The sequence below is a fragment of the Acidimicrobiales bacterium genome, from assembly GCA_036378675.1.
In the GTDB taxonomy this organism is placed as follows: domain Bacteria; phylum Actinomycetota; class Acidimicrobiia; order Acidimicrobiales; family Palsa-688; genus DASUWA01.
Genome location: DASUWA010000016.1, coordinates 109,658 through 123,783 on the forward strand (window position 1 = coordinate 109,658; position 14,126 = coordinate 123,783).

Here is a 14,126-nt window from a genome sequence, read left to right on the forward strand (position 1 = left end):
TTCGGAAAACAGCCCAGGCACGGTAGATGCCGTGAGCCGATAGCGACTTCCAGGTTCATTGGAACGATGTCGCCTCTGGATCCGCCTCGCTCCTCAACTTTGTCCTGCCCTCTAAGCAGCATTTCGCAAGACGGATGTGCATGGAATGCGGTTGACCCACTCGATACGTAAACGGTCGGGGGATAAGGCTTGGGCTTGCATCGTTGGCAGTAAGGCAGATTGTCGTCGTCACACAACCGACCCGCTGCCCACTCTTTCTCAGTCAGCATGGTTCACACGACTCGCCGCGCCAACAGACTGCCAAGCTCCAACCGAATGAACATCTGCCCCTCCAAATATCAACTGTCGCCTACTACCGGCGTCGACAGGTTGTCACCGCACCTTGAACTTCGGGTAGCAAGTACCTCCCATTTTGCTCAGCGGCCCTAGGGGCCGAACTCGCTCAGTCAGCTTTCCCAAAACCGGCGCAAAGGCGACAATCACCTCATTTTTCCTGCTTCCGTCGAACTGTCCCACCCTCCTGCAATACTGATCGTCGTGAGTGCGGGGCAGACGCGGTGCCGGCGAGGTTAGAGGAGCTCGTTCCTGACGCTGTCGTGAGGGGCCTGATTCCTGGCGAGGCCGTGACGGTTGTGGCTGTTCGGTGGGCCGGTACTCGCAGCCGCGTTGTCACCTATCGGACCACGAGCGGTCGGGTGGATGAACAGGTCGTCTACCGAGACCAGGAGGACTTTCTCGGACTCGAGGCCGGCGCTAGTCGCCAATGGTCATTTACGGGCGATCCGGCTTTGTTCCGGCTGGTCGCTGAAGCGCGACGGATTCGACTGGCCTACCTGTTCGATCCCAGGCTCGCGGTCCACCTCTCACTAATCGAGCCTCTCCCCCACCAGATCACCGCGGTCTACGGGGAGATGCTGCCGCGCCAGCCCTTGCGGTTCTGTCTCGCTGACGACCCCGGAGCCGGCAAGACGATCATGGCCGGCCTCTACATCAAGGAGCTCATGCTTCGAGGGGATCTCCAGAGGTGCCTGGTAGTTGCTCCCGGTGGTCTGGTAGCTCAGTGGCAGGACGAGTTGTATGAGAAGTTCGGCCTCAGCTTCGACATCTTGACCAAGGACCTAATTGAGGCGTCCCGTACCGGTGATCCGTTCTTCGAGCGACCGCTGCTTCTCGCGCGACTTGACCACCTATCTCGCCGGGACGATCTCGTCGAGCATCTGGCCGCGTCGGACTGGGACTTGGTGGTTGTCGACGAAGCTCATCGGATGGCCGCTCACTATTTCGGCAATGAGGTCAAAGAAACCAAGCGATACCGGCTCGGCAAAGCCCTGGGGGCCGTTGCTCGCCACTTGTTGCTTATGACCGCCACTCCCCATGCAGGGAAAGAGGAAGATTTCCAGTTGTTCATGGCCCTCCTCGACGCTGACCGCTTCGAGGGCAAACAGCGAGACGGAGTCCACACGGCCGACACATCCGACCTGATGCGTCGGATGGTTAAGGAGAAGCTCCTCCGCTTCGATGGTCGGCCCCTGTTTCCCGAACGGAGGGCCTACACGGTCGACTACGAGCTGACGGACGCTGAAATGCTGCTCTACGCCGAGGTCACCGACTACGTGGCCGAGGAGATGGGCCGGGCGGATCGTCTGAAAGACGAAGGTGAGGGCCGGCGGGGTAACCGGGTCGGATTCGCGGTTACAGTTCTGCAACGTCGCTTGGCGTCGAGTCCCGAGGCGATCTACCAATCCTTGGCGCGGCGGCGGAAGCGGCTTGAGGACCGAGCGCGGGAGGCCAAGGCACAGACCAGGGTGGCGTCCATCCTCGCCAATCAGCAGCTGGCAGTAGATATAGAAGACCTTGACGAGGACATCGAAGATCTCGAAGGTGAAGAGCTCGAGGAGCTGGAGGAGCAGCTGGTTGACGAGGCAACGAGCGCCCGCACTCTCGCCGAACTGGAAGCTGAAATCGCCACGCTCACCCGGCTGGAGGGCCGAGCCGACGCCGTCAGGAAGTCCGGCGTGGACAAGAAGTGGACTCAGCTGCTGACGGTGCTGGGCGACGAACCGGAGATGTTCGACCACAGCGGTGCGCGCCGGAAGCTGATCGTGTTCACCGAGCACCGCGACACCCTCAACTACCTGGTCACCAAACTGAGCTCTTATCTCGGCAAGGCCGAAGCCGTGGTAGCGATTCACGGGGGAGTGCCCCGAGAACAGCGCCGTGTGATCCAGGAACGATTTACACAGGACCCCGACTGCACCATCCTCGTCGCGACAGATGCCGCGGGAGAAGGACTCAACCTTCAGCGCGCTCATCTGCTGGTCAACTACGACCTGCCCTGGAACCCGAACAGGATCGAGCAGCGATTCGGTCGGGTCCACCGCATCGGCCAGACCGAGGTCTGTCACCTCTGGAACCTGGTCGCCACCGAAACCCGTGAGGGTCAGGTGTATGCACGGCTCCTCGACAAGCTGAGCGAGATGCGTGAATCGCTCGGCAAGGACCAGGTCTTCGACGTACTCGGCGACGCCCTGCCCGGCAGCGAACTCAAGGACCTACTCATCCAGGCCATCCGCTACGGCGACCGCCCAGAAGTCAAAGCCCAACTCGACGAGGTTATCGACGGCAGGGTCGGTGAGGGACTGGCCGAACTGGTGCAGCAGCATGCCCTCAGCTCGGAAATCATCAGCACCGCCGATCTCGAACGAATACGAGCTGACATGCTCGAAGCCGAAGCCCGCAAACTTCAACCCGGATATGTCCACGCCTGGTTTGCACAAGCCTTCGGCAATCTCGGTGGTCGGATGTCAGACCGGGAGAGCAGCAGATATGAAGTCACCTTCGTTCCCGCCGAGATACGGCACCGCGACCGGCTCATCGGTAACACCGTTCCCGTGCTCCCCCGTTATCAGCGCGTCACTTTCGACAAGGCTCTCATTCGCCAAGAAGGCGTACCCCTAGCCGAGCTCGTCGCACCCGGCCATCCGCTACTAGAGGCCGTTCTCGACATCATCACCGAGCGCCACAGCATGCTTCTAGAGGAAGGAGCGGTACTGGTTGATCCCTCGGAGACTCGACGGGAACCTGCGGTGCTCGTCTTCCTTGAGCATGCGGTCACCGACGCTCGCACGGACCCTGGCGGTAATCGGCGTACCGTCTCGCGCCGGTTCCAATTCGTCGAGATAACTGATTCCGGTGAACTCCGGCCCGCTGGCTATGCCCCATACCTCGACGCGAGAGCACCCACAGAGGACGAGGCGAGCCGCATCAAGGAACTCCTCCCCAAAATGACCTGGCTAGGCGGCGACATCGAAAGCCGCGCCTTGGACTACGGCATAGACACCCTTGCCTCCGAACATCTTGCCGAGGTGCGCCAGAACACACTGGAGCGTGTCGAGAAGGTCAAGGCTGCTGTCCAGGCCCGCCTTACCAGGGAAATCACGTACTGGGACCACCGGGCTAGCGACCTCCAACTCCAAGCCGACGCCGGGAAAACGCCTCGGATGAATCCCGACCGGGCTGCTTCCCGAGCCGACGAACTACAACGTCGCAAACAGACGCGGCTGGGCGAACTCGACAGGGAGGCCCAGCTGGCCTCCCAACCCCCTGTTGTCGTTGGAGCAGCGCTGGTACTCCCTGCTCGACTCCTTGCGGGCGGCACTCCGGTCGGACATCGACCCCCGACCATTGACACCGAAGAAGTCGAGCGACGAGCCGTAGACGCCGTCCTACGGATCGAAGCAGAAGCTGGCAGGACCGCGAAGGAGATGCCGCATTTCAATCCGGGATACGACGTTCGGTCCACCGCGCAGGACGGAACGATCACCTTCCTCGAGGTGAAGGGCCGGGTGTCCAGCGCGAGGACCTTCGTCGTCACGCAGAACGAGCTCCGGTTCGCCGCGAACATCCCCGATGCTTACGTCCTCGCGATGGTCGATGTTTCCGAGGACGGGCCTGACCATGACCGAGTCAGGTATCTGATGAAGCCGTTTGGTGCCGATGTCAGACTGCCGTTCGATACCACCTCAACCACCCTCGCCTGGACGCCGTACTGGCAACGGGCCACACCGCAGGACATCTGATGGCCACCAAGCTCATAGAAGTCGCTCTGCCCCTCGACCTCATCAACAAAGAAGCAGCCCGCGAAAAGTCAATCCGCCAAGGGCACCCTTCCACACTGCACCTTTGGTGGGCCCGCAGACCCCTTGCCGCCTGTCGTGCCGTCCTATTCGCTCAGCTAGTGGACGATCCGTCGGCGCACCCCGAACGATTTCCAACAGAAGAAGCCCAAGACGCCGAACGGCAGCGCCTGTTTCGAATCATCGAGCGCCTCGTTCCTTGGGAGGCGTCTACTGACGAGAAGCTGCTTGAGGAAGCTCGGGCCGAGATAAGAAAGTGTTATCCAGAGGCTGTTCCTCGCATCATGGACCCTTTCTGCGGAGGTGGCTCCATCCCGCTTGAGGCCCAACGTCTAGGTGTTGAGGTAGACGCCAGCGATCTCAATCCCGTTGCGGTTCTGATCACTAAAGCCCTGACCGAGATTCCCAACCGGTTCTCTGGACGTGCTCCCGTCCATCCGATGGATCACGATCGCTTACGTTTGGAAGGCTGGACGGGTTCCGCCGGTCTAGCCGACGATGTTCGCTGGTACGGCAACTGGATGCGAGGCCAAGCAGAAGAGCGAATCGGTCATCTCTATCCCAAGGCCAACCTCCCAGACGGTAGACAAGCGAAGGTCATCGCCTGGCTTTGGGCTCGCACAGTTACTTGTCAGAACCCCGCCTGCGGAGCTCTGGTTCCTCTGGCCCGTTCCTTCTGGCTCAATACGAAAGCAGGAACCGAAACCTGGGTGAACCCTATTCGTGATGTCACCACCAACCGCATTCGCTTTGACATTGGTCACGGAAAGTCCGGTCCACCCGTTGAAGGGACAGTAACCCGAACTGGGGCGGTTTGCCTTTTCTGCAATAGTCCTACGTCGCTCCCTTACATACGCTCCGAAGGCAAGGCGGGACGCTTGGGAGCACAACTGATGGCTGTGGTCACTGAAGGCAATCGCAAGCGGGAGTATCTACCTCCGGATCCGAACCAAGAATCTGCGGGCTTACTAGACCGGCCGAATGGTGCTCCGGATACCGAGCTTCCAGAACAGGCTTTGGGCTTTAGGGTTCAGTTGTATGGGATGACAGGCCACTCGGACCTTTTCACGAACCGACAACTCACGACCCTTTGTACGCTGACCGACTTGGTTTCCGAGGCTCGGGCGCTAATTCTCACGGATTCCGGCGGAGACCACGACTATGCGAACGCTGTAGCTACATACCTGGCATTCGTATGCAGTTCCATTGCAGATGATTTGTCCACGATTGTGACCTGGCGGTCAGGGCACGGGACAGGCGCTACCCGTAGCACATTTGCACGCCAAGCCCTTCCTATGACATGGGACTTTGCGGAGGCGAATCCCTTTGCCTCCGCAGCTGGCGATTTAGGAACCTCCGCAGAAGCTCAGGCCAAAACGATCGAACGGCTTCCAGCCAAGGGATCCGTATGCGTAAGACAAGCGGACGCGATGTCGGTTGACTTCACCGGACATGTTCTGGCTACGGATCCCCCTTACTACGACAACATTGGTTATGCCGACCTAAGTGACTACTTCTATGTCTGGCTTCGGCGCTCGCTTCATACGGCTTACCCGGACCTCTTTAGCACGCTTCTCACTCCGAAGACTGAGGAACTCATAGCGAGTCCTTTCCGACATAGCGGAAGTCGAGACTTGGCGGAAGCACACTTCGAGCAAGGATTCGCGCGAGTTTTCTCTAAAGCGGCGTCGGGGAGCGACACCGATACGCCGATGATCGTCTTCTATGCATTCAAACAGAGTGAGGCGGATGCTGAGGAAGAAGGATTATCCGGGACACGGCAAGCCGTTGCATCCACCGGGTGGGAGAAGATGTTGACGGCGCTCTTGGGGGCTGGGCTCTCTGTGACCGCAACATGGCCAATGCGAACGGAACGAGGGTCTCGTTCGGTCGGTATAGGAACGAACGCTCTTGCTTCGTCCATCATCCTCGCGTGCCGCTCCAGGTCCCTCGACGCCGGAGTGACCGACAGGCGCGGGTTTCAACAAGCCCTGCGAGGCCGATTGCGAGAAGACTTGCGCATTCTTCAGTCCGGCGGAATCGCACCCGTTGACCTTGCTCAGGCCGCTATTGGCCCCGGCATGGCCGTCTTCTCTCGATATGAACGAGTAATCGAACCGGATGGACGGTCAATGAGCGTGCGTCGGGCACTCCAGCTAATAAACCAGGTGCTGGATGAGGTGACTGCGGAGCAAGAGGGCGAGTTTGACGAGGACACCCGCTGGGCGATCGCCTGGTTCTCAGAACATGGCATGGACGATGGCTCGTACGGACGCGCGGATGACCTGAGCCGTGCAAAGAACGTCTCCGTCGATGGCCTTGTGAGAGCTGGGATCGTCAAGTCCGGCGGCGGTAAGGTCCGTCTGCTCGACCGATCAGAACTTGACGCCGCGTGGGACCCCAGGACCGATCCGCGGTTGACCGTTTGGGAGGTGACGCAACACCTTATTCGCCGTCTCATGGACGATAGTGAGGCGTCTGCCGCGGAACTCCTGGCTCGAGTGGGGGGACTCGGGGATGCGGCTCGTGACCTAGCGTACAGGCTCTTCCAGATTGCGGAGTCGAAGAAGTGGGCGAAGGAAGCCAGCCCATACAACGCCCTGGCAGCGGCGTGGCCGGAGTTGTCGAGGCTTGCCGCAGCTGGGCCGATGGGCCAAGGATCGTTGAACGTCTAGGCGGAGGGACGAGAGATGGCAATAAGTAATCGTGATCGGGTTGGGCGGGCTCTTGAGCTCGTCGGTGTGGGCCTTGGCCCGTATGTGGGCCGGCGAATGACTAAGAGGACACCAGTGGGCGGTAACTGGACAGCCGCATACCCCGGTGAGAACGTCAACACCGATACTTCCATTCTCATCACGGTGATCTTGGACCACTGGCAGGACGTGTTCCGTGAGGAGTTGAAGACCACCGGCCGGAACCTGGTCGGCGAGGTCAGGGACTGGCGCAACAAGTGGGCCCATCATGAGGCGTTCTCTCACGACGACGCCTACAGAGCACTCGATTCAGCCGAACGCCTGCTCGCGTTGATCGACGCCAAGGAGGCGGCGCAGGTCGGTAAGTCCAAGAACGAGGTCATGCGCGCCAAGTACGAGGCCGAGGCCAAGAGCGCCACCCCGAGTTCAGCAGCTCTTTTCGCCGAGCCAGCGGGGGGTCTACATCCCTGGCGGGATGTCGTCGTCCCTCATGACGACGTTGCGAAGGGTAAGTATGACGTTGCGGAGTTCGCCGCCAATCTCTACCAGGTGGCGAGGGGTGAGGGCCTGGCGGAGTACACCGACCCGGTCGAGTTCTTCCGCCGTACCTACCTGACCGTCGGGCTCCGTTCACTTCTAACCCAGGCAGCGCATCGGATCACAGGATCGGCGGGGGCACCGGTGGTCAATCTCCAGACCAACTTCGGCGGCGGCAAGACCCACTCCATGATCGCGCTGCACCATCTTTTCGGCGGCCTTCAGCCGAGCGACTTCCCACAGGAGCTTCAGGAGCTTTTGGGTGCGGCTGGAGTGGCGACGTTGCCGTCGGTCACTCGAGCTGTGGTGGTCGGCACTCAACTCTCTCCGGGCCAGCCGGAGAAGAAGGGGGACGGCACCGAGGTACGAACGATCTGGGGCGAGATTGCCTGGCGGCTGGGCGGCAAGGACGCCTTCGAGATGGTCGCCGAGGCCGACCGCACGGCCACCAGCCCTGGCGCTGCCATCGAAGACGTTCTCCGCATCTGCTCACCATGCCTGATCCTCGTCGACGAGTGGGTGGCCTATGCCCGTCAGATGTTCGAGACTCGAGAGCTGCTCCCTGGTGGTCTCTTCGAGACACAGTTCTCCTTCGCCCAGACCCTGGCCGACGCCGCCATCGCAGTACCAGGGGCGCTTCTCGTCGTCTCCCTTCCTGTCTCGGACGACCCGGCCCGACCTGGGGTCAGCCCCATCGGTTCGGAAGCAGAGGTCGGGGGTGCCGCGGGACAGGAGGCTGCTCGCCGACTCGGAAACGTCATCGGACGCACAGAGGCGTCGTGGAGACCTGCCTCGGCGGAGGAAAGTTTCGAGATTGTTCGCCGGAGGCTGTTCCAGCCGATCCCCACTGACCAGATCAAACACCGTGACGCAACTGCGAGAGCTTTCGGCGAGTTCTACCGAACACAGTCAGCTGAGTTTCCTGGCGACGCTCGGGAACCCGCCTACGTGGATCGGATCAAGTCGGCGTACCCGATTCATCCTGAGTTGTTCAGCCGCCTGTATGAGGATTGGTCAGCCCTAGAGGGATTCCAGCGGACTCGCGGTGTCCTGCGTCTTATGGCCGCCGTCATCTCAGCCTTGTGGGCAGCCGGGGACAAGTCCCCGCTGATCTTGCCGGCCAATGTCCCGCTTGACGATCCTGCCGTCGAGTCGGAGTTGACCCGCAACCTTGACCACGCGTGGCAGCCAATTATCGACTCCGACGTGGACGGCCCCAACTCGGTGCCGAGAAAGGTGGACAACGACTTCCCAAACCTTGGCCGCTACAGCGCCGCCCGCCGGGCTGCACGAACTGTCTTCCTGGCCTCGGCACCGCGTTCGGCGTCGCCCAACCTGGGCGTGGAACTTCAAAGGATCAAGCTGGGCTGCTCGCTGCCCGGCGAGGCAGTGGCCACCTACGGGGATGCCCTCAACCGGCTGACTGACCGTTCATCCTTCCTCTACGTCGAGGGTGCCCGGTTCTGGTACGGCACCCAAGCCTCGGTCGCCAGACGGGCCCGTGACCTGATCGAGCAATACCTGTCAACACGGCGGGAAGAGCTACATGCCCACATCGTGAAGCTGCTTGAGCCGCTCAAAGCAGAGCGAGGTGAGTTCGCTGGGGTCCATGTTTGTCCGGACAATGCCACCGACGTGCCTGACGAAGCAGAGTGCCGCCTCGTAGTCCTCTCGCCCGCCACCCCGCACGTCAACAGAGACAACGACTCACAGGCCATGGTGGCAGCTAAGGCGTTGCTCGAACAGCGCTCGTCCGGGGCACGCCATTACCGCAACATGCTCATCTTTCTGGCCGCTGACCAACGCCGCCTCGAGGAACTCGAACGAGGTACTGCTGAATCCCTGGCCTGGACCGAGATACGCCAACGATGGGAGGAACTGGGTCTCGACGCCTTTGGGCGCAACCAGGCGGAGTCGAAGAAGAACGACGCCAACAACGCTGTAGCACTCCGCTTGGCCGAGACATTCCACTGGGCGCTGATACCGCATCAGCCCGATCCCACAGGGCCCATCGAGTGGGACACCACCAAGACCGACGGTCCGCTTGGGCCCGCGGCTCGGGCCAGCCGAAAGCTCATTAACGACGGCTCCCTCAACGTGGCCTACGCAACTGAGTTGTTGCGGGGACTCCTCGGAGAAGGTGGTCCCTTGGCGACCGTGTGGGACAACGGTCATGTCTCAGTTAACGAGGTATGGGATGCCTTCGCCAGGTACCCCTACCTTCCCCGCCTCAGAGACATCAACGTCCTCACCCGTACCGTCGCGCAGGGGCCGGCCTCGATCACCTGGGAGCAGCACGGATTCGCCGTCGCCGAAGCGTTCGACGACAAGAACTCGCGATTCGTCGGACTTGTTACGGGCGCGGCCACCGACCACGTGACCGGCACGACCCTGATCGTGCGACCGGACCTCGCAGCCGCACAACTCGCTCGGGAAGCCGTCGTTACAGGTGCGACGTCTTCGGGAACAGTAGGCCCGGACCCTCGACCCTCAACGGAACAACTGGTGCCTGAGCCTGCCGATGAGAAGTTGCGGAGGTTCTATGCCATCGCTCATCTCGACTCCGAGCGGTACCAACGTGACTTCTCTAAGATTGCCCAGGAGATAGTGACCAACCTCGCGGCTCACCTCGGAACGGCTCTGGACATCAGCGTGGAGATCCGAGCCACCAACGACGATGGCTTTCCAGACAACGTCATCCGCACGGTGAACGAGAACGCCACAACGCTGAAACTCGATCAGTTCGGCTTCGAGAAGGACTGAGTCCGAGAGTCCACAAATGTCCGCGTGCGGCGCGGATCACATGACGGGCCCGCCGTCGATCCATCACTCGACCAAGTCGGGGAGATGTACTTATGCCCTCCGGTAACTACCTCGGACAGTATGACTTTCAGGTGGTCATCGCTCCGGCCCGCGTCGGCTACTTGATTCGGGCATCTAGCGACACCGGATTTCGCAGGGCCGTCGCCGAGGCATGTACGAGGTGGGGTGGTATCACTGAGCCGATTGTGCCCGTTCGCTCCGGCGGTCGGACAGAGCCCTTCTGGAGACAGGTGCTGGAGTTCGCGAACGTCGATTCCTTGGTGAATGTAGATGTCGCGACAGCTGATGCCGGAGCTGTCGCACGACGTTTGAACATCGAATGCGTCCCTATGGCACAAATCGATCAGGCCGCCGCTGGTCAGTTCACCGCTAACCCGTCTGCCGTGGCCGACCCTGCACCACCCTCACCCTGGGCCTATGCAGACCCGACGCTCGAGACATGGGCGGTCACTTCCGCCGGAACATTCACCACTGCCGCGATCGCGGACAACGAGTCGACTAACCAACCGCTTACGGCAGTGAAGATGCCTGACCAGGTTGCTAGGGCACAGATATCGAGGGCGACCGCGATCCACCGAACGGCAGTTCAACTCGGTGAGATATTTGCACAGCCCGGGACATGGCCTTCACCGGCAATCTTTTGGTTCATCGGGCGTGGCTCGTTTCGTGACAATGTGATGTTCTGGAACTGCCGTGCCCTCAGCTCGCTACGCTTCAATCCGGTGCCGATGATCCTGGTGCCGGAACATGATGTCGATTACTGGGTGAACTTCGGCAAGCAGGCCATCTCTCTCCTCCAGAATCGGCCAGACGAGTTCGCCCCCGACGCTTTGTTTTGCAGTCTGACGGTACCCTCCGACCGCTTACGTACGATCGCCGAGTCCTGGGGGTTACGAGAAGAACGTGAGGAACCGCGAACGGCGCACCGATCGCCGCCACCGCCCCCAAGACTTCCCCCCTTCACCTATAAGGTCGACATCGATCCGCGGTTTGCGTTCGTCTTCCGTCGGCGGTATGGAATCAGAACCGAGGTTCCCACCCAGGTCTTCTCCTCGACTACGGACATAGCATTTGATAATCCCGCTGACTGTCGAGGATTCGGCAGGACGAAAGTGGGGCTGAGCTCTGACTTGTTTAGGCGATACCCCAAACGACCACCGGTCGCGCAACTGCTCCATCCGAATGGGCATTGGCGCGACGACTCACTCGAGTTGTTCTCTCAGTTCATACCGGCCTACCGATTCACCATCAACGTTCCTCGGCTCGAGACAGTCGTCACTGCGGTCTTGAGTCAGACCACCTCATCCTGGAGTCTCTCTGACAAAGGCCGCATAGGGTCGAGCATCGACTTGCAAGGACTCTCCTCGGCCCTTCTCAAACCTGGCCTCCACGAGGTGGTGCGTTCGCTCACGACTCGACGTGCCCGACAGCTGTTTGCCGAGCTGCGGTCACTCGTTCAGACCGCTGACGACGAACGTCTTGCCCAGACAGTCGCTGACATTGGTGGTCGTATCGAACGGCGGAGCCTAAGCGCAACTCAAGTCGAGGGCGTTCCAGCAAGCCAGCGCGCTCGACTGCTCGAAGAGCTCATCAGTTTGACATGGGCGGAGCGAGGGCTACGAATCTCTTGCCCGCACTGTGGAATCACGAGTTTCGTGTCTCTTTCGGAGGTCACCACGGATGCAAGATGCCCTGGATGTCTGCGTCCGGCGGCGTACCACGCAACGAACAGCGGCCCCACGGTGTTCTACCGCTTGAACGCCTTGATCGACAGGGCGAGCGATCAGGGCGTGCTTGGGCACCTAGCAGCTGTCGCGGCCTTGAAAGCGATCGATCCCGAGTCGCATGTCTTGCCGGGTATCAACGTGACGCTTACGAACGGGGCATCCGGCGAGGTTGACCTCTTCGGAGTGTTCCAGGGCAACGTGATCGCCGGAGAGGTCAAGCTCAGTGGGAATCAGTTCTCGCCAGGACAGGTTGATCGAGATGTTCGGCTCTCCAAGTCACTGGGAGCGGACCTACACGCAATGGCTTGGTTCGGAGAGGTACCAGAAGGGACACTCGATCGAGCGAGCCGGTTGGCGACTAAGAACAAATTGGGCTTGCAACTGTTGCCACTCGACGAGCTCCGTCGGTAGCAAAGGGGCTCGGCGCATAAGCACGCCGCGTTCGTTCGGGTACTGTCAGCCTCTCGCGCGCGTGGGTAGCAAAGGAAATTTGCTGCTGCCATTGCCTACTATCGTCGGTTAAGGGGGTGGTATAGCTGGGCTAGCCAGGAGGCCGATTCGCGAATTTCGTGCCGACGCCCGTCTCACCCCCGCTCGCCCCGGCGGGCCCGACTGCCCGCCCTAGCCCTGGTTGGGAGCCTGGAAAATCGCGACAGCGACTAAACCTTTTCGGGTCCATGTGGCTTAATCACGAGTGGGTGCAGTGTGTTGGATTTCGAGGCGTTCTTCGCACGGGAGTACGAGCCGGTGACCAGGGCGCTGACTCTCGCGCTCGGCGACCGGCGGTCAGCTGAGGATGCCGCCCAGGAAGGTTTCGCCCGTGCTCTCAACAGCTGGTCTCGGGTGAAGGATATGGACAGACCAGCCGCGTGGGTGTACGTGGTTGCGATGCGGCATGAGCGCCGTCGGACGTTGAGGGATCGGATGCCGCTGCCCGTCCACAGGCGGGCGCGACGGGACGAGCCGGCGGAGGTTGAGAACCGAGTCCTGGTGACCGCCTTGTTGAGCCAGCTGACGCCTCGCCAGCGAATGGCGGTGGTGTTGCGCTATCACGCCGATCTCTCGCTCCAGGAGGTTGCGAAGGCCCTCGGCTGCAGAGTCGGAACGGCCAAGGCCACGCTGCACCAGTCGCTCACGCGGTTGAACAACGCGATCGAGAGGGACGGCAGCGATGCAAGACTCTGACCTCAGGACACTTCTTCAGCACGCAGCTGAAGCCGTCGATGCTCCACCGATAGATGTCAGGGATCGAGTCTTTGCGCGTGCTGGGGGCATCCGTAGGCGTCGTCGGATCCGTCGGGCGGTCTTGACCATCGGCCTTGCCGGCAGCGCCACCGGAGCCTTACTGACCGTATTGCCGGACAGCAGGCCATCCCAGACGGTTACCGTCACATCACCGCACGACTTGTTGCCCCGGTTCGCCGCGTTCGCGAATCCGCCGGAGGTTGTGAGGCTTCTTCATGACTATGCCGGGCCGGGCGGTTTCATTTCGGGCGTGACAAGAGTGGAGCTCAAACAGACAACGTGGGGCGCCTATGCGTCCTGGGCGACCACCGCTCTGGGCTCGCCGCCAGGATCGATGAAGATTGGTAACCCTCCGGAACCACTCTTCACATCGGAGACCGAGGTCTACGTGATCTTGCAGTTGGGGAACGAGAGCTGCATCAATACGTCGGATTGCCCTGGCAGCCATCGAAACTGGGTGGTAAATGTCATTCCCCTCAGTGCTCCCCCGGGCGAAGATGAACAAGCCGTCATCTCCGGGCCCACTAATCCCGTGCCGGCTTCGTTCTCTTCTATTCCAGGTCCCGACGCCGACCTGGACGTCTCGACCGGTCACATCACCAGCACGGCGAGCCTGACAGGTTCTGCGCCTGGCTCCAGGTCGGGATCCTCCACCACCATCGGTGTCAGAATCCCCGTCGTCGCAGGCGAGTCGGCTGCCACGGCCCGCGGGGTGCTGCAGTCGCTGGGATTCGTCGTAACCCTTCAATACTCCGCCAGCACTGTGGTTCCCCAAGGAGACGTGATCGCTCTCACCCCGCCGTCTGGAACAACAACCATCCCCGGTGCAGCCGTAACCCTTCTAGTCTCTTCCGGACCTCCAGCCTCAGGGACTCCGGCCAAGGGTTGACACCGTTCGACAAGCCGATTCGAGCGCCATGCCATCGGATCTCCGAGCGCTGCCGACTACGCTCTCGCCATCCGTA

Annotated in this window: 6 protein-coding genes; all 6 read left to right on the forward strand. The window is 61.1% G+C overall.

Going from position 1 to position 14,126, the window contains the following annotated elements:
• Window positions 1-695 precede the first annotated feature (695 nt).
• The 6 genes from VFZ97_06660 to VFZ97_06685 all read left to right on the forward strand — a co-directional run bounded on the left by VFZ97_06660 (window position 696) and on the right by VFZ97_06685 (window position 14,050).
• Window positions 696-4,079 carry a helicase-related protein gene (locus VFZ97_06660; protein ID HEX6393105.1) on the forward strand — a complete coding sequence of 1,128 codons (3,384 nt, stop codon included), beginning with the start codon at window positions 696-698 and terminating at the stop codon, window positions 4,077-4,079.
• Entirely contained in the window at window positions 4,079-6,811 is a 2,733-nt protein-coding gene (locus VFZ97_06665; protein HEX6393106.1) for a DUF1156 domain-containing protein, read from the forward strand. The genes VFZ97_06660 and VFZ97_06665 overlap by 1 nt, the downstream gene beginning before the upstream one ends.
• A gap of 15 nt (window positions 6,812-6,826) precedes the next feature.
• The gene (locus tag VFZ97_06670; GenBank protein ID HEX6393107.1) at window positions 6,827-10,129 is read left to right on the forward strand and encodes a DUF499 domain-containing protein; all 3,303 of its coding nucleotides are present in this window, start codon (window positions 6,827-6,829) and stop codon (window positions 10,127-10,129) included.
• A gap of 1,172 nt (window positions 10,130-11,301) precedes the next feature.
• Window positions 11,302-12,327, forward strand: a complete 1,026-nt coding sequence (locus tag VFZ97_06675) for a hypothetical protein (GenBank protein ID HEX6393108.1) — start codon at window positions 11,302-11,304, stop codon at window positions 12,325-12,327.
• A gap of 294 nt (window positions 12,328-12,621) precedes the next feature.
• The gene (locus VFZ97_06680) at window positions 12,622-13,101 is read left to right on the forward strand and encodes a sigma-70 family RNA polymerase sigma factor (protein ID HEX6393109.1); all 480 of its coding nucleotides are present in this window, start codon (window positions 12,622-12,624) and stop codon (window positions 13,099-13,101) included.
• 394 nt (window positions 13,102-13,495) lie between these two features.
• Entirely contained in the window at window positions 13,496-14,050 is a 555-nt protein-coding gene (locus VFZ97_06685) for a PASTA domain-containing protein (protein HEX6393110.1), read from the forward strand.
• The last annotated feature ends 76 nt before the right edge of the window (window positions 14,051-14,126 follow it).